This window comes from Acholeplasma oculi (assembly GCF_900166985.1).
Lineage (GTDB): Bacteria > Bacillota_I > Bacilli_A > Acholeplasmatales > Acholeplasmataceae > Acholeplasma > Acholeplasma oculi.
This window is the reverse complement of record NZ_FUZK01000001.1, coordinates 259,545-284,047: the sequence shown is the minus strand read 5'-3', so window position 1 is coordinate 284,047 and position 24,503 is coordinate 259,545. Positions and strand designations below refer to the sequence as shown.

General features: G+C 30.2%; 27 protein-coding genes. 20 read left to right on the top strand and 7 right to left on the bottom strand.

What is annotated here, in order from left to right; all coding sequences use genetic code 11:
* Positions 1-2,829, bottom strand: a complete 2,829-nt coding sequence (locus tag B5X49_RS01310; protein WP_079560587.1) for a glycosyltransferase family 2 protein — start codon at positions 2,827-2,829, stop codon at positions 1-3.
* A complete protein-coding gene (locus B5X49_RS01305; protein ID WP_079560585.1) occupies positions 2,826-4,835 on the bottom strand; it encodes a response regulator in 2,010 nt (669 codons plus the stop codon). Before B5X49_RS01305 ends, B5X49_RS01310 begins: the two co-directional genes overlap by 4 nt.
* Before the next feature lie 154 nt (positions 4,836-4,989).
* On the opposite strand from B5X49_RS01305, the gene B5X49_RS07710 reads away from it, so the two are divergent.
* A complete protein-coding gene (locus B5X49_RS07710; protein ID WP_245943178.1) occupies positions 4,990-5,403 on the top strand; it encodes a hypothetical protein in 414 nt (137 codons plus the stop codon).
* A 108-nt stretch (positions 5,404-5,511) separates the two neighbouring features.
* Here B5X49_RS07710 and B5X49_RS01295 read toward each other — a convergent pair whose 3' ends face one another.
* Positions 5,512-6,912, bottom strand: a complete 1,401-nt coding sequence (locus B5X49_RS01295) for an MATE family efflux transporter (protein WP_045749394.1) — start codon at positions 6,910-6,912, stop codon at positions 5,512-5,514.
* Between the two features lie 229 nt (positions 6,913-7,141).
* Between B5X49_RS01295 and B5X49_RS01290 the strand changes: the two genes are divergently transcribed.
* From B5X49_RS01290 to B5X49_RS01280, 3 genes are read left to right on the top strand one after another with little or no spacing between them, the layout of a single operon-like run.
* A complete protein-coding gene (locus B5X49_RS01290) occupies positions 7,142-7,714 on the top strand; it encodes a hypothetical protein (RefSeq protein ID WP_045749393.1) in 573 nt (190 codons plus the stop codon).
* Between the two features lie 40 nt (positions 7,715-7,754).
* A complete protein-coding gene (locus B5X49_RS01285) occupies positions 7,755-8,282 on the top strand; it encodes a histidine phosphatase family protein (RefSeq protein WP_052670034.1) in 528 nt (175 codons plus the stop codon).
* Positions 8,283-8,314: 32 nt separating this feature from the next.
* Entirely contained in the window at positions 8,315-8,617 is a 303-nt protein-coding gene (locus B5X49_RS01280; RefSeq protein ID WP_045749392.1) for a TfoX/Sxy family protein, read from the top strand.
* A gap of 44 nt (positions 8,618-8,661) precedes the next feature.
* Here the strand turns inward: B5X49_RS01280 and B5X49_RS01275 are convergent, their stop codons facing one another.
* Entirely contained in the window at positions 8,662-9,480 is an 819-nt protein-coding gene (locus tag B5X49_RS01275; protein ID WP_045749391.1) for an aldo/keto reductase, read from the bottom strand.
* 113 nt (positions 9,481-9,593) lie between these two features.
* Positions 9,594-10,091, bottom strand: coding sequence for a GNAT family N-acetyltransferase (locus B5X49_RS01270; protein WP_045749390.1), 498 nt, complete (start codon positions 10,089-10,091; stop codon positions 9,594-9,596).
* 131 nt (positions 10,092-10,222) lie between these two features.
* On the opposite strand from B5X49_RS01270, the gene B5X49_RS01265 reads away from it, so the two are divergent.
* From B5X49_RS01265 to B5X49_RS01245, 5 genes are all read left to right on the top strand, one after another.
* Positions 10,223-11,032 carry a TrmB family transcriptional regulator gene (locus B5X49_RS01265; protein ID WP_045749389.1) on the top strand — a complete coding sequence of 270 codons (810 nt, stop codon included), beginning with the start codon at positions 10,223-10,225 and terminating at the stop codon, positions 11,030-11,032.
* 122 nt (positions 11,033-11,154) lie between these two features.
* Positions 11,155-11,649, top strand: coding sequence for a hypothetical protein (locus tag B5X49_RS01260; protein ID WP_045749388.1), 495 nt, complete (start codon positions 11,155-11,157; stop codon positions 11,647-11,649).
* A gap of 13 nt (positions 11,650-11,662) precedes the next feature.
* Entirely contained in the window at positions 11,663-11,998 is a 336-nt protein-coding gene (locus B5X49_RS01255; RefSeq protein WP_045749387.1) for a hypothetical protein, read from the top strand.
* Between the two features lie 242 nt (positions 11,999-12,240).
* The gene (locus B5X49_RS01250) at positions 12,241-12,735 is read left to right on the top strand and encodes a hypothetical protein (protein WP_045749386.1); all 495 of its coding nucleotides are present in this window, start codon (positions 12,241-12,243) and stop codon (positions 12,733-12,735) included.
* Between the two features lie 143 nt (positions 12,736-12,878).
* Complete coding sequence (locus B5X49_RS01245; protein WP_045749385.1) at positions 12,879-13,397, top strand: ECF transporter S component; 519 nt, start codon at positions 12,879-12,881, stop codon at positions 13,395-13,397.
* 89 nt (positions 13,398-13,486) lie between these two features.
* On the opposite strand, the gene B5X49_RS01240 is transcribed toward B5X49_RS01245, so the two are convergent.
* Positions 13,487-14,026, bottom strand: a complete 540-nt coding sequence (locus tag B5X49_RS01240) for a hypothetical protein (RefSeq protein ID WP_045749384.1) — start codon at positions 14,024-14,026, stop codon at positions 13,487-13,489.
* A gap of 242 nt (positions 14,027-14,268) precedes the next feature.
* Between B5X49_RS01240 and B5X49_RS01235 the strand changes: the two genes are divergently transcribed.
* The 3 genes from B5X49_RS01235 to B5X49_RS01225 are packed head-to-tail and all read left to right on the top strand — an operon-like array spanning position 14,269 to position 16,506.
* Positions 14,269-14,751, top strand: a complete 483-nt coding sequence (locus B5X49_RS01235; RefSeq protein ID WP_045749383.1) for a glutathione peroxidase — start codon at positions 14,269-14,271, stop codon at positions 14,749-14,751.
* A 2-nt stretch (positions 14,752-14,753) separates the two neighbouring features.
* A complete protein-coding gene (locus B5X49_RS01230; RefSeq protein WP_045749382.1) occupies positions 14,754-15,821 on the top strand; it encodes an FtsX-like permease family protein in 1,068 nt (355 codons plus the stop codon).
* A 1-nt stretch (position 15,822) separates the two neighbouring features.
* Positions 15,823-16,506 carry an ABC transporter ATP-binding protein gene (locus tag B5X49_RS01225; RefSeq protein WP_045749381.1) on the top strand — a complete coding sequence of 228 codons (684 nt, stop codon included), beginning with the start codon at positions 15,823-15,825 and terminating at the stop codon, positions 16,504-16,506.
* A 78-nt stretch (positions 16,507-16,584) separates the two neighbouring features.
* Here the strand turns inward: B5X49_RS01225 and B5X49_RS01220 are convergent, their stop codons facing one another.
* Positions 16,585-17,763, bottom strand: a complete 1,179-nt coding sequence (locus B5X49_RS01220; protein ID WP_045749380.1) for a class I SAM-dependent rRNA methyltransferase — start codon at positions 17,761-17,763, stop codon at positions 16,585-16,587.
* Positions 17,764-17,940: 177 nt separating this feature from the next.
* Between B5X49_RS01220 and rsmH the strand changes: the two genes are divergently transcribed.
* The 8 genes from rsmH to B5X49_RS01180 all read left to right on the top strand — a co-directional run bounded on the left by rsmH (position 17,941) and on the right by B5X49_RS01180 (position 24,489).
* Complete coding sequence (rsmH, locus tag B5X49_RS01215; protein ID WP_045749379.1) at positions 17,941-18,975, top strand: 16S rRNA (cytosine(1402)-N(4))-methyltransferase RsmH; 1,035 nt, start codon at positions 17,941-17,943, stop codon at positions 18,973-18,975.
* 27 nt (positions 18,976-19,002) lie between these two features.
* Positions 19,003-19,521, top strand: coding sequence for a GNAT family N-acetyltransferase (locus B5X49_RS01210; RefSeq protein ID WP_052670031.1), 519 nt, complete (start codon positions 19,003-19,005; stop codon positions 19,519-19,521).
* Between the two features lie 128 nt (positions 19,522-19,649).
* Positions 19,650-20,261, top strand: coding sequence for a TetR/AcrR family transcriptional regulator (locus tag B5X49_RS01205; protein ID WP_052670029.1), 612 nt, complete (start codon positions 19,650-19,652; stop codon positions 20,259-20,261).
* Positions 20,254-21,111 (top strand): ABC transporter ATP-binding protein, encoded by an 858-nt coding sequence (locus B5X49_RS01200; RefSeq protein WP_045749378.1) that lies wholly within the window; start codon positions 20,254-20,256, stop codon positions 21,109-21,111. Before B5X49_RS01205 ends, B5X49_RS01200 begins: the two co-directional genes overlap by 8 nt.
* Positions 21,104-21,838, top strand: coding sequence for an ABC transporter permease (locus tag B5X49_RS01195; protein ID WP_045749377.1), 735 nt, complete (start codon positions 21,104-21,106; stop codon positions 21,836-21,838). Before B5X49_RS01200 ends, B5X49_RS01195 begins: the two co-directional genes overlap by 8 nt.
* A 3-nt stretch (positions 21,839-21,841) precedes the next feature.
* Positions 21,842-22,555, top strand: a complete 714-nt coding sequence (locus B5X49_RS01190) for a hypothetical protein (protein ID WP_045749376.1) — start codon at positions 21,842-21,844, stop codon at positions 22,553-22,555.
* Between the two features lie 42 nt (positions 22,556-22,597).
* Entirely contained in the window at positions 22,598-23,527 is a 930-nt protein-coding gene (locus tag B5X49_RS01185) for an aldo/keto reductase (RefSeq protein ID WP_045749375.1), read from the top strand.
* Between the two features lie 134 nt (positions 23,528-23,661).
* Entirely contained in the window at positions 23,662-24,489 is an 828-nt protein-coding gene (locus B5X49_RS01180) for a hypothetical protein (RefSeq protein WP_045749374.1), read from the top strand.
* The last annotated feature ends 14 nt before the right edge of the window (positions 24,490-24,503 follow it).

The window sequence follows — 24,503 nt, the reverse complement described above, 5'->3', positions numbered from 1 at the left end:
TTACTTCTTTTGAAAACCTGTTCTATTTTGTGATCCCCAATGACCACTTTCTTTTAAACTAGATAAGGTTGCTTTAATTCGGTGCAAACTCATCAATTGCCTAAAGCCAAAGTTTTCAGCAATAGCAATCATTATCATGATTAAAGTATGCTTCATTGGATAAAAATCATTTCTTCTTTCAGAAATCCACAAACTAATCAATGAAATATAAATACCAAATCCAATGGTTGCGTAGAATAATAAAATGACCAACTCAACATTTAGTATACCCAAGATAAACCCAGTGATTAACGCTAAATAACCAATGAGTTCTAAGAATGGGCCCATCATTTCAAAGATGAAGAAGTAAGGAAACCCAATGAGACCTGGTTGTTTATACCTAGGGTTAAATAGTAATGAACGGTGGTAACTTAATATATCTAGTAACCCTCGCTGCCAACGATTTCTTTGTTTTAGTAAAGATGACATATCAGATGGTAATTCTGTGTAACAGTTCGCATGATGGACATATTCAACACGATAAGGCAATTTATCCTTTATGGCTTTATACGTTAATCTAACAACCAACTCCATATCTTCACCAACAGTATCTTTCTTTAAATCACCACTGATGGTTAGATACCCACCTGTGTCGATCAAAGACTTACGGTTAAATAGGCCAAAAGCACCAGAAACAATCAATAAACTATGTAGTTTGGACCAACCAATACGGCCGGTTGTAAAGGCTCTTAAGTACTCCAATGTTTGAAAACGAACAATTGGGTTTTTACCCAATCCGCTTTGTTCAATTTTGCCTTTATCGACAATACAACCATTGACAGGGACAATATTACCACCCAATGCAATGTGTGTTTTCGCATCATCCAGTGTAACACTCATCAGTTTGAGTAATGCATCTTCATCTAATAATGAATCTGCATCGATACCACAGATGTAATCATTTTTAGCGACGTTTATCCCTAAATTCAAGGCGTCAGCTTTTCCACCATTTTGTTTGTCAATGACGATTAAGTTGGGTATTTGTTTAGACACATATACACTTCTAAGTGGCTTTGTCTTCAGTGGCAATTGAAAGAATGGATGCTTCCGTTCTAATTCAAAATGTTTCACTAAAACACCAATGGTATCATCTTTTGAACCATCATTGACAACAATAACTTCATATTTAGGATACTTTAAGTTTAGGAGTGAGGTCACACTTTCAATGATGCTTTTCTCTTCATTATAAGCTGGTGCGATGATGGAAATACTTGGTAATAAATCATGTTCAAATAATAAGGTTTGTTTTTTGATCGACCACATTTGGTCGCGTTCATTCGCACCTTTAAGCGAAAACAACAATAAAATCAGATAAATCGAGTTTACTGCGATGAAGTAAACCGATAAATAAGTATTCAGTGAAATCAAAAATGGCGTTAATAACGGTTCATTTGAGAAAATCAAATCGAGGTTTAAAAAGAAAAATATAATTGGCATAAACGTAATCGCAACGACAATCCAGAAAACTGTCCAAATGACTTTGGTTAGCTCAACCGGCGCTTTTTCTCTAACAGAGGTTGGTAGTGGTTTTTGAATTAAGCCTAACTTGTTTAGAATGCGTTGATTTAAGTAAATCGAAAATTCATCAAGCAAAAACTTATCTTGTGTCGCATACTTCTTAATGATATTGAGCATAATTTTTTCGACTTCTTTGTCTTTATTGATATTCATAAAGTCGATGAAATCTTCTACGATATGTAGTTTCAATAGGTCTTCAATGATTTCAGTGATATAAGAATAACTATCCGATTTTAGTTTTAACATTAAGTAGTCAATGTGGTGAGATAACACCCTAGAAATCGCCAATCTTTGGTGTTCTGTTTTGGATTTCGGATAGTAGTTCAGTAAGTAAATCAACAATGTTTTAGAATCGAACACAATTCTGGATAACGCGTTCGCACGGTTTAAATCTAGGAGTGTCCCATCCATGGCATTCAAATGGTAATCAACCATTTCTTGTGTGACTTTAATAGCGGATGCACGAATCGCTACTTTCCTAACCTCTAGGTCTTCATGTTCCAAGAAATGATCCGTAATAAGGTCTTCAGGATACATTAAAGACAGTGCATATAATGCTTCTTTTTTGATATCTTTATACTCGTTGGTTTGTTCAAACTTATCAAAGGCATATTGTCTTAAATTCGCATCGAAGACATTACTTGCTAGATAGAGTAAAAACTTTTTGATGCGGACGCGTTCATCTGAAAAATATTTACTGATGAATGGTCTAATGACATCATAATTGTTCTTAAATATCGCATATACCCATCTTGGATAGGATAAATCTGAATGACTCAAACTATTCATGGCTAAATTAAATATACGCTCATTGATGTGCGCCTTTAAGGCATATAAAATGAAAAAACGCACCGAATCATTTCGCTCTTTCTCAAGTCGTTTTTCAAATAAGCTGTTCACATCTTTTAAGTCTAATGACTGTAAGTAAAAGACAGCTAGTTTACGCTTATATTTGGATAGACTATTTAAATTTCTATATTGTTTTTTACAAAATCTGGTCTTTGAAATATCTTCAATGATCTTTTTTCTTACCACGGGTTCAATCGATACTTGTGTTTCTATATCGATGAATGCATTGAAGAAAAATTTGGCTGATACCGGTCTTTTAATGGGTTCATTGTCGAAGTATCTTTTAAATAAATAGTCTCTTGCGAGTCCTTGACGCATGCTATTTTTTCGGTTAATACGCTTTTGAAGTAAGATGAGTACGAGTAAGAATATGGTGATGCCAACAAATACACCAATGGCAATAAAGATGATGTCTTTATTCATAGGTTATTTCGCTTTATACGCATACGTTTTACGTGGCCAATCAGTTCTTCTGGAATGATTGGTTTTTCGATGATTAAATCGACATCCAAGACATTCCCACGTTTAATATTTTCAAGTGTTTTGTTGTGCGATACCATGATAAATGGGATATTCGCATGTTCCTTACTCTCATTCAAGTGACGTTTTAACCCAAACCCATCCATTTTCGATAAGTTAATTTCTGATATGATTAAATCGACTGGATAACTATCGACAATTGCAATCGCTTCTTCGACGGATGCAGCCATCTTCACCTCAAAGTGAATACGGTTAAATATACGGTATAGCATATTTCTGTTGATGTCATCTTCGTCGACTAATAAGATGATGCCTTCTGAGGCAACCGGTAAAATCGATTTTTGATCGACGATCTCGCCATTACCGATTTGTCTAGCAAAGTGGATACGTTTATCTAATAAAGTGAAGATTAGTTTGATTTTCTCATTGGTTGTTAGGACTGGACTCACTTCATCTAATGTAACAATCGATAAGCTTGCGGTGACTTTCTCAATAAATAAAATGGAGTCTCTGATTGCATTTCTAACCTTTAAGGCAACCTTGTTGATTGTTTTTGGCGAGACCATTTGGATATAAAGAATGATACCAGGGCCACTTTGTTTAAAAAGTGTTGCTTCATCTGGAATGACTTGTGTGGTTTGATAAGCTAAATTTCTAATTGCTTCATCCCCCGTTTCCTTACCATATCGTTTATTCAGTTCGTTGATTTGGTCTAGTTGGATTAAGATGTAGCCAGTGGTTTTATGTTCTGGCACTGGTGTAGTTAAATCTTTTTTAAGCAGTTCTCTAAAGAATTGTTCATTATATAGTTTTGTGATAGGGCATCTTAAAATCGCGTCTTTGGTTTCTTCAACTTGATTGGAGAGCTTCTCAACGCTTTCTTCTAATTCCTTGTTCACTTTTTGAAGTTGTTCGTTGGATTTTGTAATCTCAACCATTTTTGACATGTAAACAGTTGGCAATTCTAGCCCAAAGCTGTTGTTATATTGTTTAACGAGGGGTTCTAACATGGTCAACCATACTAAACCTTTTTTTGCATAAATAAACTCGAAAAACGCATTCCATAATTTATAACCTGCTAAACTAGTCGTTTTTAGTTCTAGTGGTTTTTTAGACAAGATGAACTCTGACTTAGAAAATGTATCATAAATTTCATCTTGATCAATGTGTATTTTCAAATGCGTGATCATATGATTGATGATTTCGATGTAGTTAAACTCTTTGACAAATTCATCGTTATACTTAAATACTTGATAAGTATTATAAAAATCCAAATGGTATTCATAATCTATCATTTGGTCGATGTCTTTTAAAATCATGGTACCAAATGCAGGTAAAATGGTCTTTATTTGATGTTGTCTGATGCGTTTTAGTGGGTCTTTAATGTATTCACTAGATGGCATATTGGCTTTATGATACGCAAATACCAAGTTTTTTAAGTCTGTATCTTTACTATCTGGTTGATAATAACTTGAAAACAGGGTTGACGAACACAGCGCATTTAAGTTAGCTTCATAGCTCATGAACATCAATGGAAAAGGTAAGAATTGCATCGGTAAAAATGAAAACTTGAAGTCCTCTAAGAATAAGTTATATTCAAGTGATTCAATGGTTTCAATGTCTTTGGATATGTCATTTTTAAGCAGTTGTTCTTTGATGGGTTGAGTGGTTATAATCTGTCCCTTAAATCCATCGACATTCAATCGTCTCATCGTATTGACTAAGGATAAAGACGGTAATTGAATGATTAAGTGTGTAATTTCGCTGATCTCACAATATGTACTAATCTGTTCTTCAAACAGCATAAATTGATCAACCGGTGGTAGATCGATTAAGACCTTTAACGTGTTTGATGTAAACAAGTATAGATTTTGTGTCTCATGTTTTTGGATAAAGAAAGGTCCTATTGGTTTGAAATGGATTGATGTTTTGATTAAGTTATTGTCCATCCTAACCACGCCCCTTGCCGCACTATCTAAAGATATTTTACCATAATTAGTCTAAGTTATAGAAGTATTATAATGAAGACTGTTATCTTTTAGCCAAGCGAATTACTTGAATAACTATATTATGCCGATAACGGCATAATAGGAAGGTGAAATAATGAAATACAAAAATATATCTTATTTTGCTACTAAATGGAATATAAAAGAAAGAAGAATTAGAATACTTTGCACAGAGGGTAGAATTCATGGTGTGAAAAAAGTTGGTAAAACTTGGTTAATTCCAGAAGATGCACAAAAGCCTATTGATAAAATATATCGACAAGTTAATGACTTGTTTTTTGATTCAATAGATTTTAATATTATTGATGAAAAATATCTAACGAAAAGATCAATATGGAGATTGAGTAAAAAGTACAAAATAGAGTACATCACATATTTAGAACATCAATTTTTGGGTCATCCAGAAGATACGATTATCTATTATAAAAATAAGAAAATTGCAATGATAATGGGCAACGTTAATAATCTGCAAGAATTAAAATCAGTAATTGACGATAAAACGAAGAAATAATTGGTAGTATAGTTATAGATTCAAAATGTCAGGTATTTAGTATAGAAAGATATATTAGAACCTGAAAGCGATGAGTATTTTTGTAAATTATTATGAGAAATTTATAACTTAGGATTCGACCTCATCTACAGTTAAGTTATTTAACCAAGTACCTTTTTTAATGATATGTCTGGAATAGATAAGTTTTACTATATCCGTCGATTTACTTGCAAAGAATATCATCAGAATATTTATACCTAATTCCATTCTAAAATGACTTAATAAGATAACTACTGGTAGACCTACCAAATATGTAGGAAGTTGATCAAGTAAGAAAGTTCTTAATGAATCTCCACCTGCTCTTAAAGCATAATAAGTCATTGCATTATATCCATATATTGCAATGAATACTACATTGATTAATATAACTTGATAAGCTAAATAATAAGTTGTATTTACTGGTGTAAAAATAAGTAGTATCAGTGGAGAAAGAACAATAATCAATATGATGATTGCAATATTTGTAATCATCATAATACCACGTAATTTTAATAAGTAATCTTTAGCCTTATTAAAATCACCTTCTCCAAGTGCTTGACCTAATATGACACCAGAAGCAGTTGCCATACCAGAGTAATAGACAAAGAATATATCTGTAGCATTTTGAGAGTAACCATATGCGGTAACCCATTCATAAACACCACTTGTTATAAACATAGCATATAGTACCATTGCAATTGACCATAAAACCTCATTAACAATGATTGGTGCACCTTTTAAAATATACATTTTTATTAAACGTTTTGTAATGACGTACTTTTTAAATATTTCTTTAGCGTAATTTTCTTCACTATATAAGAATGCAACAACAATGAGTACAACAAGTTCAGCAATTTTAGATATTAAAGTTGCCCATGCAGCTCCAATAGCACCCATGGCCGGAAACCCAAGAAATCCATAGATTAATATCATATTTAATATCATATTGACTATAATTCCAACAATACCTGCAAAAAGAGGAATGTTGGCACGGCCAACCGATCTATAAAAGGTTGAAATCATAAAAGAGGATAAGAAAACAACAGCTCCGTATCCAATAATTTGAATATACTCAATACCAAACTTAACGGCCTCTATTTGTTCAGGATCAGATGTTGGTAAAAACATTTTTATAACCATAGGACCGAAAAAATAAATTATAACTGTTGATAAAAATCCAAAAACGACGGATAAAATCAATCCTAATTGAAATGTTCCTACAATTCCTTTTTTGTTTTTAGCACCAAAGTATTGTGATACAAATACACTAATGCCTGCTGCAAGTCCTATCCAAAAGAAGTTAATGATAAACATAAACCTATTGGCAGTAGATACACCATTATAAGCTGTTTGTGAGAAACCGTTAATCATAAAAGTATCAATAAGACCAGCAATATTCAAAATCAATTGTTGAATAACAACAGGAATTAAAACTGCTAAAGCCATTTTATAGAAGGCTTTATCACCAAAATATTTGTTAAATCTTTTCATAAAAAATACCTCAAATTCAATTGTAACAAACAAAATGAATAAAGTATACACCTATAAGGTGGAATCGGGATTTGCTTAAAAAATCACATGATATTATGAAATATATCACGCAGTTGAGTCCTTATATAAAACATTCTAAAGTCTGCAGTTTAAGAAATAAATTGCTGTATGGTATTAATTAGGTTATAATAATTTATAGATGCAATTTATAAACTAAGAGGATAATCACATGATTTATATATTAGCAGGTATCGCTAAGTCAGGGAAATCTTTGATTGCTAACGAAATATTAAAAACTTACCAAATTCGAATCATATCCACAGACTGGATTATGATGATGCTTCATTATGGAAATAAAGACCTAAATATCGATATCAATCGAAGTGATAAATCTGTAAGTCATATGATAGAGCCTTATATTGAAGGGCTCATTAAATCATTAATAGAGTTTAAGAAGGATGTTTTAATAGAAGGTGTACATATTCAACCGGAATTTGCCAGTGTATTACAAAACCGATATCCTGGATTAATCCATATTGTTTTTTTGGGATATAAAAATATAAACCTAGATATAAAGAAACAAGAACTAAAGATTAACGCAAAATTTATTGATAATCCTTGGTACATAAACTATAATGAAGAAGAATTGTCAAAATTAATTCACTACTTGATTAAAGAAAGTGATGATTTGGAAAAAACATGTTTAAAATTTAAGCAAACTTATATTGAAGTCCATAACATTATCAATGATAAAGTAAACATTATAAACGTATTACTAAAAGGTAAACATCCAATAGCTTGAAGTATCTAATACATTTATATAAACAATAAAGGAGAATAAAATGGCCAAATTTATTTTGATTCGACACGCTGAACCACGCTATGACGAAGTAGATGGAAGAGGATACTTTGGAATGGGACATGAACTAGGAAGATTAACCTCAAATGGTGAGTTACAAGCACAACGCCGTGGACATGATGAAAGTTTGTTAGGCGCAGATATAATCATATCATCACCTTATACAAGAGCACTTCAAACAGCTGCAACCATATCTAGAATAACTGGCATAAAACTTACGGTTGAAAATGATTTACATGAATGGATGCCAGATACAACACATCAGTATAAGATAGATGATTTTACGAAGTTATACCATGAGTACCGTGAAAGTAAGGGTATAAGAAATGAACATACAAAGTATCCTTGGGAATCTTATGATGCTTTAAAGAAACGCTTATTTGGGGTACTTGATCAGTATAAACATTTAAAAAAGGTTATTGTCGTATGTCATGGTTTAATCATGTCAACAACAGGAGATTTTGAAGATTTATTTGATTTTGTAGAGACAAAAACAATAGAGTATAATTGATTAATACTTTGTTTGAACAAGGTAGGGGTATAATGGCAACTTCAAAAGAATTTAAAAATTTCGTTTTAGAACAACTCAATTTATTAGATGAAATCAATTCCAGACCTATGATGGGTGGATACTTATTTTATTATCGAGGTGTTTTGTTTGGTGGACTCTATGGTGATAGATTTTTAGTAAAAAAGGTCGAAGAGACACTAAAGTACCAATTACAAGAAGAAATACCTTATTCTGGTGCAAAGCCCATGTATCTCGTTGATGAACTTGATCATAAAGAACTTATTAAACAAATTGTTTTAGACACTTATGAAGGTTTAATAAAAACTTTAAAATAGAAAAAAACTAGAACAATCATGTTCTAGTTTTTTAAATATTAGGATTAGAAATCTTTTTTAACTGAATCTAAAATGAGCATGTCTTCTGATGATATTTCGAAATCAACTTGGGTATTCATGATAATACGTCCTTCATGTGTTGATTTAGGTAATGGAGCAGTACCTTTTTGAAGACAATATCTAATACAAATTTGAGCAGCAGATACATCATATTTATCTGCTATTTCATTAATGGTTGGATGATTCAATAATCTTCCTGTACCTAATGGTGAATATGCTTCAACAAAAATATTGTGTTTATTACAGTGGTCTATGGTTGCTTTTTGGTCTAGACCAATATAGTATGCAATTTGATTAACATGTGGAACAATTTCACAATGATTAATAATATTATCGATGTCTACAGGAGAGAAGTTAGAGATACCAATAGCTCTTATTTTTCCTTCTTTATAGAGTTTTTCCATAGCTTTATATGCTGCAACATTACCTTCATGACATTCTTTGCCAATTTCACTCCATGGCCATGGCGCATGAATTAAAAATAAGTCAAGATAGTCAAATTCTAGAGCTTGCATTGTTTTATTAAATGCCTCTATTGCACCCTCATATGACTTAATATGTGACTCTAACTTAGATGTGACAAAAATCTCATGTCTAGGGATACCAGAATCACGAATTGCTTTTCCAACAGAGGCTTCATTTTGATAACCTTCAGCCGTATCGATATGACGGTATCCATTTTTTAAAGCCATCATAACAGATTCATATGCTTCATCCCCATCTTTAATTTGCCAAGTACCAAAGCCAATTTTTGGTAATTTGACACCATTACTTAGTGTATAGTATTCATTAATTACTTTCATTTTTATATCATCTCCTTAATTTATTATAGCATACAATATAAGCGGAAATTTCTAACTTAAGTTACCAAGATATAGAGCATACCTTTCTAGATGTAAACATCTGATTATAAATGTTACTCTATATGTTTATGATATGCATATCTCGTAGTATCCGTATCTGTAGTTACATGTACGATTCCACAATATTTAAATCCTTGTCGTTCTAAAGATTTTATCATGGGTTGATTTAGAGGATGAGTATCGATTCGAATATCTTTTGAATTGAAATGCTTAAAAACGAAGTTAATCATAGTTTCTGTCATTCCTTTACCTAGAAAGTCATTAGAAAGAGCGATTCTATGGATGACTTTATATGGATTATCATTGAGCCATGATCCTTTGATTGCATCATATACTGAGTCATATGAAAAAACACTCATCGTTCCTATAATTTTATGATCCACGAGTAGAACAAAGATGGCTTCATTTAGAATATCACTTTTGATAATCTCATGATTTGGATAGTTGTTTTGCCACTGAGTCATTCCAGCAAGTCTCATTCTTTGTTGAGCTTCTTTAATGACAGATAAAATATCTTCAATATCATCTAGTGTTGCTTGTCTAATTTTCATATTTAGTACCTCACTAAATTCCATATACATTATACACTGTGTAACTGTAAATTTAAACTTAACTTAAATCTATAAACAAATTAAAATTTAGTTGTATAATAAAAACAACGTTATAAAAAGAGGTATATAAAATGAATAAACTAATAGATTTACTCAAATCCACATATTTTTCAGAAAATGAATCGATCATTTACATGTATTTACTAGAAAATCCAGGTCAAACAGTCTATGAGATTTCTAAAAATATTAGATTATCCCGTTCATCTACATATCCTATTGTTGACAAAATGCATCAAGAAGGTATGTTATTACTAGAAAGTGGTAAAAAAGAATTATATTATGCACAAGATCCTAAAGAACTATTAAATACGCTAGATTTTAAGCATAATGAAAATATGATCAAACTTAAAAAAGAGTTTGAAAAAGTTAAAATTCAACCACTTAAAACACCATATTTCAACTTAAATGGTTTTGATTCTATACTGGGTAAGGCTAGAACGCTTTTGTATGAGTCTAGGGATGAAGTTTATATGAGTACGGATTTACCTTTGGAATTATTTGAAGATGCTTTTGATTTTTTAAATCGAAAAGGTGTTGATGTTTATATATTTACGTTTTCTAAGACAAATTATTCAAAACCTAATGTATTTATATTTAGTCATCAAATAAGTGAACCCTCTTCAAATAGACTGATGTTAGTTAGTGATTTAAACTCAGTATTAGTTGCTAATTTTGATCCATTTAGAAATGAATGGCAAGCAACTGCGACTCAAAATCATCTTATGATTAGTATTGTTTCTGAGCACATACATCATGATATTTACTTAATTAAACTGAAAAATGCGATGAATGTAAGTCTTTTTGAAACATATCCTGAACTTGCCATTCACACAAAAGCAGAACAAATTGGGAGAAAATTACTTAAAACAGATGATGAATGATTCGTATAATCTTGAGTTTTTAATCGGTTTTTTTAATTCTGTAAGTGTATTATATATATCAATCAATTTTACTAATTTATATGCTACAATACATTTAAATACTAATTTAGGGGATTTTATAAATGGAAGTATTAATTGAGGTACTTATAGAATTATTTGGCCAATTATTTGGAGAATTAATTTTAACTGCAATAGCTAAATTGATTGGTTTATTTTTTAGAAAAGTGAATACAGATCACTTGCTAAGAAGCCGTATAAAATTTATCCTTACATATCTCTTTTTAGGATTAGTTATTGCATTAATCATAAGTTCTATGCTTAATCGTACAGGATTTTTAGTGATTATATCACTTTCATATATGCTCTTTCAATTATTTATAACATTGTTATTAGTTCTTAATAAAGATAGAGAAAAACACTTCTTCATGAAAATTGTACGAATATTAAGAAGTATAAGTCATTACGTATATCCAATTCTACTTATTATCTTTAGTTCACTGTACTTGGAGAATCAAAACTTATTAATTTCCATTAATATCCTATCCACTTTAACTATATTTGTATGGATATTAATGGATAGTTATAAAATCTGGAAATATTTCAAAAAAAATAGATAGGTAATAAAATATAATGGTGCAGAAAATAAAGTATCAGTATCCATATAACAAAGATCAATTCATTCAACAAATTAAAAATATTAAAAATCAAAATTTAGATGACTATATGATTACAATTGTTGATATGAATCATTTGATGATAGGTGTACAAAAAACTGATCATTCGAATGGTTATTGGTACAAAGCAGAAGTTATTGAACCAGATACATGCACGTTTATCAGAGGAGATTTATTAATACTTGGCAGTGATCAACAGATTATTGTAAATACATTTTTTGATAAGGTTAAAGAAATTCTACTCTTAGGTTTAGTGTTTATATTTCTTTGGTGGTTATTTCTAGGGTTTTAGATTGTTTTAACGATTCAGAAGAAAATTGAACGACACAAAGGTATGATCGTTGCCAAAGAAATAACACCAGAGAAAAAACTAGATTCATTAATGATTGATAGATTATCATGTAATCGAATCATTAGATAAGTAAGATATGTGTTTATAGATATACAAACATGATATAATTTAATCACCTTGGTACAGAGGGTAATACAGGTTCTACCTGTAAATATGTTGGCAAAGCCAATAGGAGAAAAGTTATGAAGAATGTAAAAATAACTGTACCAAGAAATTTAATTAAAAAGTTTTATCCACACCCAGAGCCATTAGGTGATGGCGCTTATGTTGTTGATTTAATCAATGACATGTACACAGATGTTTTCTATAGTGAAAAATATGAATTTATTACAATCACAAACGATATTGATTTGATACACTATTTGAATCATAAACGTGTTTTAAAAAGAGAATATGTTTTTCAACATGATCAATATGCTCTAAGAAAAGTTACAAATCAAGATTATCAACTATTAAGAGATTGGCAGACATTAACGCCAAATACATTAAAGTCTCATCAAGTGCTCCATTTTGATAAAGAAATAAAATTTATTTTTTGTTATTATCATATAGAAATAGGTTTAATTACCTTTGATAGTATTAAAAGACGTTTAATCTTTAAAACCTATAATAAAAAATTTATTAGTCAAAAAAATTTAGTAGAAGCGTTTATTTGGATGATTCATGTGTTAACATGAATCATCAATTCTTAAATATTTATCCTTAAAAATTTAATATATCTTAAGCCTTTTATAGGTATATATTCAAACTAAATAGTATAATTATTTTAGGATAGTTTTTAATATAAATGCATCAATATGTTTCTAGGAGAAGAACATTTATGAATATAAAAAATATTAAACCAATTCATCTAATATATGGTTCGCTTTTTTCGGCGATTGTGTTTGTTTTTACTTATATAGGTATTCAATTGCCTGCTTTCGGAGCATTCGGTGGTCTTACACACTTAGGAACTCTCGTAATGTTTTTAATATCCATTAAATATGGTAAATATTATGGAGCTTTATCAGGAGCTATCGGTATGAGCCTATTTGATTTATTATCACCATGGTCCGCATGGGCTATTGGCACATTTATCATACGTTTAATTGCTGGTTTTCTATTTGGTCTCATTGCACAACATAAAGACGGACAAGGTAGTTCAAAGGTCAAAAATTGGATAGCTCTTGGATTGGGTGGTGCAGTGATTGTTATCGGATACTTTATTTTTGAAGCAATATTCCTATCATCAGGATTTGCAGCACTTAGAAGTGTACCCGGCAATATTTTACAGATTGTAATTGCATCTGCAGGAATCTTCATTTATAAGTCGATGCCAGAATTAAAGAAATATATATAAATAAGATTTAAAAAGTTTGCATAACATATGAATTCATACGTCATTCAAACTTTTTTATAATTCGGATTGAGTTGTTAAGTAGTCAAATGTTAATGTCTCAGAAATGTATATTCTCCAGTTTTACGATTAGGATTCCAATCATAAATAATTCCAAAAACATACACATCACGGTTATCAAGTCCTGGTTCGACTTCATAATCTATTAAGAAATCCTCAAGATTCCCAACATCATTCTTAAAATATAGCCCTTTTTGAATATACTGAGTATCATTTTTTGTATAGGTTTCATTTGTAGTAAGTGCATAATCCCAACGTGTAGAGTTATGTTGATCTAGTTGAAGATATCCTTTAATCTTTAACATTGATTGTATATAACCTTGTTCTATATTGAAAACGATATTCTCTTTTTTAAGATTTAGTATGTCACTTAATAGGACCTCTTTACTATATAAATGAACTCTAATTTGTCGTTTATAACTTTCAAAATATGTAATATCAAACAGAATAAACGACATCTCTGATTGCTGACTTTTGAACAATATTACATCTTTATTAGAGGGATTATTCAAATCTTGAATTGTAGATAAAAATATATTTTCAAACTTATCATCATGAAGATTCTTGATCAAATAGTTTGTTGCTTTAGCCTCAAATGCATTAAAAACATAAGACTCTGAACTTGTTAAAAAAATGATTTTAGCAAATTGATTAAATTTAAGAATTTGGAGTGCTGTATCAATACCGGTTATAACACCTGTTTGGATATCTAGATAGATAAGATCGAATTTATTGGGTTGATCTTCTAGATAAAAAAGTAATATATAAGATATTATAACATGAAGTTATGAATAGAAATAAGGAGGAATTAAACATGAGTTTATATCAAATTTATGTAGAAGACAAGGATTTTAATCTTGTAGAGCTTAAAGATTATAAAGGTAAAGTGTTGTTAATTGTCAACACAGCGACAACCTGTTTTTTTACACCACAATACAAAGGGCTACAATATTTATATCAAAAATATAAAAGCCAAGGATTTGAAATATTAGATTTTCCAAGTAATCAGTTTTCAGATGCAAAAGGATCGAATCAGGAAATTGACGAATTTTGTGTTTCAAAATATGAAACTGAATTTAAAAGATTCAATAAGATCAATGTGAATGGTCCAGATGAATCCATTTTATATACATATTTAAAAAGACATGAAAAAGGTTTGTTTAATCAAAAAATTAAATGGAATTTCACGAAATTTTTAGTGGACCAAAATGGACGTGTCATCAGACGATATGCTCCACTCGTTAAACCTGAAAAAATAGAAAAAGATATTATTAAATTAATAAAGAAGGGAGTATAACAATGTTCTTAGCATTTAAAGAATTAAAATATGCAAAACAAAAATTTGCACTTATTATCGCAGTTGTAGTTTTGGTTAGCTATTTAGTATACTTTCTAACTTCACTGGCATATGGATTAGCTAGTTCTTATACCAATGCAGTGAATAAATGGGAAAGTGATCAAATCATTATGACCGTGGATGCAAATGATAATTTGATGATGTCATTTATGACACAAACTGATTTTAATAATACAAATATTGATGGAGAAAAAGCTAAAATTGGATTATTTCCTGCTGTTATTAAAAATCCACAAGAAGTAGAAGACCTCGATACAAGACTTAATATCTACTTATTTGGTATTGAAGATGACGGATTTTTAAAACCAACGGATTCAAATCAAACACTTACCGGTAATCAAGTCATTGTGAGTGATGAATTGTCAAAAAATGGGTATGGAATCGGTGATATGATTGCTATTTCAGGAAGTGAAATTGAACTTGAAATCATTGGTTTTACAAAAAATGCTACCTATCAAACAGCACCGGTAATTTATATGGCTTTATCAACATGGCAAGCATACCGTTTTTCAACCAATACACCTCCAAATCTATTTAGCGGAATTGTTGTAAGAGGAGAAATTGATAGCATCGAAAGTAAACTATCAAGTTACACGATTGATGATTATATTTTCACACTTCCAGGTTATACAGCACAAGTATTAACATTTACGATTATGATAGTATTTTTAATCATTATTGTTGCATTTGTATTAGGTATCTTTGTGTATGTTCTAACGATTCAAAAAACAAGTATGTTTGGGGTTATGAAGGCACAAGGTATATCGAATGGATATATTGCAGGATCTGTATTAATTCAAACATTACTATTAGTGGGTATTGGTATCATCATAGGCTTTATATTAACTGAAGTATCTGTATTTTTCTTAAGTGATATAGTTCCATTAGCAACCAATGTCTTATTCTATATTATTATCACATTAGCATTTTTCTTATTTGCATTATTTGGAGGATTATTCTCTGTATCTGCTGTATTAAAAATTGACCCATTAAAGGCAATTGGAGGTTAACATGAAAAAAGTATTAATTGAAATGAAGAATGTAACGAAGGATTTCTTACAAGGAGATAATGTTATTCGAGCATTAAAACCTACAAACTTCGTGGCATATGAAGGTGAGATGATTGGCATCGTTGGTCCGAGTGGATCTGGAAAATCAACCTTTCTAACCATATTAGGTGGTCTTCAAAAACCTTCAACAGGACAAGTATTTTTAAACGGTAAACCATTTAGTGAATTATCAGTTAAGGAGAAATCGAAGTTAAGACTAGAAGAAATTGGTTTTATTTTACAAGCATCAAATCTAATCCCGTTTCTAACTGTTAAAGAACAACTCGTTTTATATAACAAGATTATGCGTTCTAAAGTTGATAAAGTTTGGATGACTGAGTTGTTTGATAAACTTGGTGTTGAAAAACTTAAAGATAAATATCCAAATGAATTATCTGGTGGAGAAAGACAACGTTCTGCAATTGCAAAAGCACTATATCATAATCCAAATGTAATTTTTGCAGATGAGCCTACAGCAAGTTTAGATACAAACAAAGCATATGAGGTTGTTAAGCTACTTGCAAGAGAGACTAAAGAACAAAAAAAGGCTACCATTATGGTTACTCATGATGAGAGAATGTTAGAATTTTGTGATAAAGTTTATGTCATTGTTGATGGCGTATTGAGTCAAAGAGTGAATGCTTAATACTTAAAAATAAAAAAAATCTAATCATTTTATAATCTTCAATTTTGAAGAAATAATGATTAGATTTTTTATTTTATATTAGATAAAATCGCTAACTCTTAGAACAATATATTTTAAGTATAATGATGCATCCGCTGAAAATAGTACGGGATGATCACTATCTTGAATTTTAAAATCAATCATTTGAATACGACGTTTACTGTCTAAAGTTGCATCTCCTAACATTTCTAAAAATGTATCAGGATACATATAATGACTACAACTGCATGTAATAAGATATCCACCAGGACGTAACATTTTCATTGCTTGTAGATTGATTTCTTTATAGCCTTGGTAAGCTTTTTTAATGTCATCACTTTTTTTAGCAAATGCAGGTGGGTCTAGAATGATGACATCAAACTTTCTTCCCTCTTGATTAAAGGTTCTAAGTCTTTCAAAAACATCACATGTATCAACTTCTAAGGATAAGTTGTTGAGTTTAGCATTCGCAAGTATTCTATCTGTTGCATCCTTAGAAATATCTAAAGCAAGTACATGCTTAGCTCCAAATGATGCAGCATGCAATGCAAATCCACCTATATGGGAAAAACAGTCCAAAACTTCTTTATCACGTACATAAGGTTTAATTGCGAAATGATTGTGTTTTTGGTCTAAGAAGGTACCTGTTTTTTGTCCATTTTTAATATCAATAAGTAGTTTTATATCATTTTCATAAATTAAAACTTCATCAGGAACATCACCATAAAGTGTTCCTTTGATGAGTTCAAGGCCTTCTTTTTTCCTAGAAGGAACATCGTTTCTTTCATATATTCCTAATGGATTAAGTAATTCAACTAAAATATCTACAATCATATGTTTTCTTAAATCCACACCTAGTGAAGTGACTTGAATAACTAAATAATCTCCATATTTGTCAATAATCAAACCAGGTATTCCATCAGCCTCTGAGAAGAATAAACGATAAGCATTGTCAAAACCTAAGTCTTTTCTAGATTCATAGGCACTCTTAATCAGATCTCTAAAAAAATCTTTATTTAAATCAATATCTTTTCTGGTGAGTAATCTTACGACAATTTTTGATTCGGTATTTAAGAAACCTTTACCAATGAAAACTTTTTTTGAACTATAAACATAAGCCTCTTGGCCAGAGATTAAGCTTCCTTCAAAACTTTCAATTTCATTGGAGTAAACAAAACTTTCTCCTCTTAACAATCTAAACTCTTCTTTTGGTTTTAAATAAATTTCTAATTTTGACATATTGGATGCACCTCATTTGATATTATAGCACCTTTTTTCTTAGGGTTATTCCTAGAAGTATTCAATAATTAATTAAGATTACTATAAACAGGTTTAGTTATAATTCAATGGGTATGATAGAATAAGTATGGCGTATGAATTTGGATACGAATCGTCTACATTGAAAGGTTATTAGAGATGGAAGAAAAGAAACCAACAAGAAGAAAAAGATACAGTGGATTATATCCTAAAAAGTATAGTGAAAAATATAAAGAAAAAAATCCTGATAAATATCAAGAAACTGTGCAACGTGTTATGGAAAAAGGAAATACACCCGCAGGGTCACATCGTCCAATAATGGTAGATGAAATTTTATCATTTCTTGACATTAAAAAAGATGAAATTGGTGTTGATTTAACACTTGGATTTGGTGGTCATAGTCAAGAGATACTAAAAAAACTAAATCATACAGGTCATTTATATGGAGTTGATCAAGACCCGATTGAATTACCTAAAACAAAAAGTCGTTTAGAGAGGCTAGGATATGATTTAAACGATTTTACACTACATAATCTAAACTTTAAAGATATCGATTTGATAGGTGTTGATGGTTTTGACTTTGTTTTAGCTGATTTAGGGGTTTCTTCGATGCAAATTGATAACCCTGAACGAGGTTTTACATTTCGTGAAGATGGCCCACTGGATTTAAGAATGAATCCAGATACTGGAGAGCCTGCACATATTCGATTACTAGGATTAAGTGAGTTAGAAATTGAATATATGTTGATTGAAAACTCAGATGAAGTGTATGCAAAAGAAATTGCTGCTGAGATTACAAAAGAAAAGCAACAAGGTCGATTTATTCAAACGACAAAAGAACTATACAATGTTATAGGTAAAGCCCTTCATAAAGTGCCAAAATCTATTTATGCTGAAGAACTTAAGAAAGCAACCAGTCGTACGTTTCAAGCATTAAGAATTGATGTAAATAATGAATTTGAAGTCCTATATGAATTATTGGATAAACTACCTAAAATTTTGAAAAAAGAGGGTAGGGTAGCGATATTAACATTTCATTCAGGTGAGGACAGATTGGTTAAAAAAGCGTTTAAGCAATATTATAACGAAGGTGTATTTAAATTTATTGATGGTCCATTAATTCCAACAAAAGATGAAGTATTTAATAATCCAAGATCTCGATCAGCAAAACTGAGAGTTGCTATTAAATCATAAATAAGACATTTACTTTAGAGGATAACCATGAGGATTGAAACAGCTAGAATCATACTTAGACCCATAACATTAAACGACTTAGAAAGTGTTCATGCATATGCATCAAGTGAAACGATTTGTAAATATATGCTTTGGGGTCCTAATACATTGGATGAAACAAAGAAATTTATTGAATATACCATGAAATGTTTGAATGAAAAACCAATAACATACTATGAACTAGGTATTGATTATCAAGGTAAAATCATAGGTGGTGTTGCACTTATATTAAATGCATTAGAAAAAAAAGCTGAACTTGGATGGATTCTACATGAAGACTATCAAAGAAAAGGCATAGCTTTTGAGGCAGTATCAGCCATGATGAAGATGGGAATTGCATTAGGTTATCATGTATTTTATGCAACGGCTGATAGTAGAAATATAGCTTCTATCAAATTGATGGAAAAGTTAGGAATGAAATTCATGACTTTAGATAAAAGTGTTCGTCTAAACAAAGTTAGCGGGAAACATGAATTCGACCAAGTTATGTATCAGTGTGAAAATTGATTGAATGCTATAGGTAAAAAAAGTTGATAATGTGTCAACTTTTTTTTATGAGAAATATTTATGGATTGTAATTTTATAATTTGAGTGTATAATATAAATATGACAACCTTGTCATTTTGAGGGACATAATGCCAAAAGATACATTTAACAAACTGAATGAAGATAAAAAAAGTAGAATCACTCAAGCAATAATAAATGAGGTCTCTAAAACCAGTTTTGAATATGTGAATATTCAAAACATTATAAAAGATGCTAATATTCCAAGAGGGTCTTTTTACCAGTACTTTGAAGATAAGATGGATATGTATGAATATATCATGGATTATATTAGTTCAATAAAAAGATATTATTTTAAAAGTATATTTGAAGCAGTGAATCTGAATTTTATAGAGCGAATAGAGGCAATTTATTTAGCGGGTATAAAATTTAAGTCCGAGAACCCTGATTTTGTAAGAGCAGGAGAATTCATGCTTAAATCACCTTTATATTTAGATAATCCATCAGTAACAAAAGGTTTAGAACAAATGATTTCAATCTACGAGTCTTGGATTATCAATGATCAAGAAAAGAAAATCATTAATGATAAAATAAATCCAAGAGTACTTGCTACTATGGTTCTAGAGTTATTAAATAAATTAACAATTGACTCTTTTGTTCACCACAAATTAGACGATACATCGTATGAAACATCCATCAAAATGATGATTGAAATATTTAAGAGAGGTATAAGCTATGTTTAAAGTAGAAAACTTGAGTTTCCGATATCCCAAAAACGAAGAAAATACAATCAAAGGAATTAACTTTGATATTAAAAAAGGTGAAATTTTTGGTTTTTTAGGTCCTTCAGGAGCAGGTAAAAGTACTACCCAAAAAATCTTAATTAAACTACTTGATCATTATGAGGGTTTTATTCAATATGATGGTAGAAATTTGGTTGAAATAGATCATGACTTTTATGAAGACATTGGTGTATCTTTTGAAATGCCAATCCATTTTTCAAAATTGACAGCACTTGAAAATATTAATTTTTTTAAAAAGCTTTATAAAAATCATACTGATGTAGAGCAGTTAATGAAAAAACTTGGATTATGGGCTGATAGAAATAAAAAGGTTGGTGAGTACTCTAAGGGTATGAAAATACGACTAAATTTTGTAAGAGCGATGTTGAATCAACCTAAAATGCTTTTTTTAGATGAACCTACCAATGGATTAGATCCTAGTAATGCAAAAATTTTAAAAGACATGATTAAAATTTATCAAAAAGAAGGTGGGACGGTTTTTATAACATCCCATATAATGTCAGATATAGATGAACTTTGTGATAGAGTAGCATTTATTGTGGATGGACAGATAAAAGAAATAGATTCTCCTAGAAACTTGAAAATCAAGTATGGTCAAAGGACACTTAAAGTTGAGTATAGTGAAGAGAATCAAACAAAGACAGTTATTTTTAACTTAGATGACATTAAAACGAATGAGGAATTTATAAAACTTATTAGAGAAAAAAATATCGAGACAATTCATACAGGAGAAACGACATTAGAAGATATTTTTATCAAAGTGACAGGTGTAGGATTACATCATGACTAGAATGCTATTTTTAATTCAATCTGAATTAGTTAGACTTAATAAATACAAGGTGACTTTGGTATCATTTCTTGTTGCACTTGTATGGTTCTTATTGTTGTTCTTTATTGAAGATAAGAATTTATTGAATCAGATGTTGCCATTTATCATAACAGTCGATGCTACAATGATGAGTATTCTTTTTATAGGTTCAGTCATGTTTTTTGAAAAATCTGAACAAACTGTATCAACAATATTAGTTACACCAACCACATATCATGAGCAAATATTGTCTAAAGTCATATCTAATACAGTTCATATGATGTTATCAAGTTTATTGATATTACTTGTATTTTATTTTTTAAGAGGTGTCACGATGAATCTATTCATAATGATACCTGTATTAATAATTAGTATCTTTCTACATAGTTTACTAGGGTTTGTATTTTCATATCATTCCAAAGATTTTACATCCATGTTAATGCTTGCTATGATGTATAGTTTTATTTTTTTAATTCCATCAGTTTTATATCAGTTTAATATATTTTTCACAGAAACATTCTGGAAATATATTCTTATATTATCACCATCTCAAGCTGCATCCTATCTCATGGAATGGGGATTTTCCGGGGTTATAGAGATAGAAACCATAGTATCTTTAATATATTTAGTGTCTTTATCGATATTGGGGTATATATTTTATGTTTTTCCTAAATATAAATATTATGCTGTCAAACAAAGTGGGGTATAAAAAATGTTTAGTAGAGTATTAACGCATGAAATTAGAAATATTCTAAGAGAAAAAATGTATCTTTTTTTCCTGATATATCCTGTTGTTTTATTAGCATTATCCCTATGGTTAGTTCCGTATTTAAGAGTCAATGTAAATGATTTATCAGCGAACATCTTTATTATGATGCTCATACTCATGACGTCATTCATTTATGGAGCAATTACTGGGTTTACTTTATTAGATGATCAAGATGATCACGTATTATTTGCACTTAGAGTGACACCAGTTAAATTAAATTACTATGTAACCATTAAACTATTGGTAAGTTATTTGTTTGGGTTTATCGCTACCCTTATTGTATTAATGATAACTAACTTTTTAAATGCCCAATTAATTGACTTATTACTTATTGCTATTCTATCTAGTCTACAAGCGCCTTTAATTGCACTCATAGTTAATGCATTTGCTTCAAATAAAGTAGAGGGTTTTGTTGTTATGAAAGGTTCAGGATTGATATTATTAGTGCCTATTGCAGCGTTATTTATCAATCATTGGACAGAAACATTATTGGGTATTGTACCAGGTTTTTGGGTTGCTAAAATGATTTCTATTATATTAATACCCAACGACTATTTATTCAATATATATGGATATTTTGGATTTGGAATTACAATAAATCTATTCTATATCTATGTACTCTATAAAATATATTTAAATAGAATTACACGTAATTAGGTAATATTGAATTGAATTTATTTATATCAATGTGGTGATGAAATGAAATATAATTTGTATCTTAAGAATACTCGAGTTAGTCAATTAGGTTTTGGTGCGTGGCCGCTTGGCAATGAATCCAGAGGTATTAGAATGTCTGAAGATTATGGGGTTACACTTGTCAAAAAAGCAATACAAAGTGGGATAAATTTTTTTGATACTGCCCCAAACTATTCGCTTGGTTTAAGTGAATCCATACTTGGTATAGCAATCAAAGATATGAGAGATAAAGTTATCATTAATACAAAGTTTGGACATCATGTGGATGATCAAATTGATTTTAGTTCCAGTAGAATTAAAGAATCATTGTTAGGTAGTCTAAATAGGTTAAATACAAATTATATTGACACACTGATGTTACATAATCCACCATTTGAAGTTTTAGAAGGCAAGACAGATCATTTTGTGATTCTAGATAATTTAAAAAAAGAAGGCTATATTAAAGGATATGGTGTCAGTATTGATTCTAAACTAGAATTAGAAACGACACTTAAACATCTAAAGGTTGATTGTATTGAACTACTTTTTAATATATTCTTCCAAGAGACAAAATCACTTTTTGATGAAGTTAAAAGAAGAGGTATCGCATTAGTCATTAAAGTACCATTGGATTCTGGATGGTTAACAGGAAGTTATCATAAGGATATGGTTTTTGATGGTGTTAAGTCTAGATGGACTGATGCAGTTAAGAATAGAAGAGATGCATATGTAAAAGAGATTCAAAATAAAACAGGAAAAAAAACAATTACTGAAGTAGCCTTATCATTTATATGGTCTTTTAATGCAGTTGCAACAATTATTCCTGGAGTTCGATCACTTGAACAATTAGAAGAACATTTAAATGCTGTGAATTACAAAATAAATGATCAAGATAAGTCATTTTTAGAATCATTATATGATGAAAAGATTAAACCCAATCCACTTCCTTGGTAGAAAATAAAGCGTATTGAAAATTAGCTATCAAGTGTTTAATATCTGGTCATTATGATTTTATTTTATTCGCTATTGAAAAAGACTATTTGATGATATAATCTATATTACATTATCGTTTGAATCGGGGTTTTTTTATGAAGGATAAAAGATATCTATATTTAGTCATTAGTTTATTAATTGTTTTAATAGCGTCTGTCATATCATTGTTTGCAGGAACTTTTTTAGCTGCAAATTTTGATGTTATTGGTATAAGAATTGCGATGCTGATTGTTGCTTTTGCATCGTTTGGTTCAAGTACACTTTTTAGTTTGTTAGTATATTTAAATAATCGTACAGTCAGTAGAATTAATGATGACCAAAACAAACGTGCAGAGTTATATAGAGATTTACAGTTTGCATCATCAAACTACTCTATTATTGAATTCACAGACAGAATGTTGATTCAAAAGGAATCCGATCGTTACTTACATAAATTTCATCAGAAAGATACACCTAGTTTTCATATGGTCATTTCAGACATTGATTTAGAAAAACCACTAAGTTTTTATACCATTCGAATACCTTTTAAAGTCATTGAAGGAAAAACAGCAGGTAGTATTTATATATCCAAAATTCGATTTGAAAAAGATCTTGTTAAGTACGATTTTCAACCTATGGCACATGAACATGAGACACAATCCTATATGCTATACAACGAAACTACACAAAGAAAGAACTTAATTGTTAATTTAGTTTTTAATTCAGGTAGTAGTTATTTTAATGAAGAAGCACTGAATCCATATACAAAAATTAAAATTCAAATGGAAGTTACCAGTATACTGGGAGTATCGATTGCAGGTCTAAGTGAATTATACTTTACAAACCCTACACAAGTTGAGGGGAACGGTCTTCACACCTATAAAATCAATTCATCTAATTTCACTTTAAATAAAACACCATTTATTCGACATAAAAATCAATAAAAGAAAGTCCTGTC

Bases quoted from the DNA above. Each gene is read 5' to 3' on its own strand.
- B5X49_RS01310 (WP_079560587.1), bottom strand. From the start codon at position 2,829: ATGAATAAAGACATCATCTTTATTGCCATTGGTGTATTTGTTGGCATC.
- B5X49_RS01305 (WP_079560585.1), bottom strand. From the start codon at position 4,835: ATGGACAATAACTTAATCAAAACATCAATCCATTTCAAACCAATAGGA.
- B5X49_RS07710 (WP_245943178.1), top strand. From the start codon at position 4,990: ATGAAATACAAAAATATATCTTATTTTGCTACTAAATGGAATATAAAA.
- B5X49_RS01295 (WP_045749394.1), bottom strand. From the start codon at position 6,912: ATGAAAAGATTTAACAAATATTTTGGTGATAAAGCCTTCTATAAAATG.
- B5X49_RS01290 (WP_045749393.1), top strand. From the start codon at position 7,142: ATGATTTATATATTAGCAGGTATCGCTAAGTCAGGGAAATCTTTGATT.
- B5X49_RS01285 (WP_052670034.1), top strand. From the start codon at position 7,755: ATGGCCAAATTTATTTTGATTCGACACGCTGAACCACGCTATGACGAA.
- B5X49_RS01280 (WP_045749392.1), top strand. From the start codon at position 8,315: ATGGCAACTTCAAAAGAATTTAAAAATTTCGTTTTAGAACAACTCAAT.
- B5X49_RS01275 (WP_045749391.1), bottom strand. From the start codon at position 9,480: ATGAAAGTAATTAATGAATACTATACACTAAGTAATGGTGTCAAATTA.
- B5X49_RS01270 (WP_045749390.1), bottom strand. From the start codon at position 10,091: ATGAAAATTAGACAAGCAACACTAGATGATATTGAAGATATTTTATCT.
- B5X49_RS01265 (WP_045749389.1), top strand. From the start codon at position 10,223: ATGAATAAACTAATAGATTTACTCAAATCCACATATTTTTCAGAAAAT.
- B5X49_RS01260 (WP_045749388.1), top strand. From the start codon at position 11,155: ATGGAAGTATTAATTGAGGTACTTATAGAATTATTTGGCCAATTATTT.
- B5X49_RS01255 (WP_045749387.1), top strand. From the start codon at position 11,663: ATGGTGCAGAAAATAAAGTATCAGTATCCATATAACAAAGATCAATTC.
- B5X49_RS01250 (WP_045749386.1), top strand. From the start codon at position 12,241: ATGAAGAATGTAAAAATAACTGTACCAAGAAATTTAATTAAAAAGTTT.
- B5X49_RS01245 (WP_045749385.1), top strand. From the start codon at position 12,879: ATGAATATAAAAAATATTAAACCAATTCATCTAATATATGGTTCGCTT.
- B5X49_RS01235 (WP_045749383.1), top strand. From the start codon at position 14,269: ATGAGTTTATATCAAATTTATGTAGAAGACAAGGATTTTAATCTTGTA.
- B5X49_RS01230 (WP_045749382.1), top strand. From the start codon at position 14,754: ATGTTCTTAGCATTTAAAGAATTAAAATATGCAAAACAAAAATTTGCA.
- B5X49_RS01225 (WP_045749381.1), top strand. From the start codon at position 15,823: ATGAAAAAAGTATTAATTGAAATGAAGAATGTAACGAAGGATTTCTTA.
- B5X49_RS01220 (WP_045749380.1), bottom strand. From the start codon at position 17,763: ATGTCAAAATTAGAAATTTATTTAAAACCAAAAGAAGAGTTTAGATTG.
- rsmH (WP_045749379.1), top strand. From the start codon at position 17,941: ATGGAAGAAAAGAAACCAACAAGAAGAAAAAGATACAGTGGATTATAT.
- B5X49_RS01210 (WP_052670031.1), top strand. From the start codon at position 19,003: ATGAGGATTGAAACAGCTAGAATCATACTTAGACCCATAACATTAAAC.
- B5X49_RS01205 (WP_052670029.1), top strand. From the start codon at position 19,650: ATGCCAAAAGATACATTTAACAAACTGAATGAAGATAAAAAAAGTAGA.
- B5X49_RS01200 (WP_045749378.1), top strand. From the start codon at position 20,254: ATGTTTAAAGTAGAAAACTTGAGTTTCCGATATCCCAAAAACGAAGAA.
- B5X49_RS01195 (WP_045749377.1), top strand. From the start codon at position 21,104: ATGACTAGAATGCTATTTTTAATTCAATCTGAATTAGTTAGACTTAAT.
- B5X49_RS01190 (WP_045749376.1), top strand. From the start codon at position 21,842: ATGTTTAGTAGAGTATTAACGCATGAAATTAGAAATATTCTAAGAGAA.
- B5X49_RS01185 (WP_045749375.1), top strand. From the start codon at position 22,598: ATGAAATATAATTTGTATCTTAAGAATACTCGAGTTAGTCAATTAGGT.
- B5X49_RS01180 (WP_045749374.1), top strand. From the start codon at position 23,662: ATGAAGGATAAAAGATATCTATATTTAGTCATTAGTTTATTAATTGTT.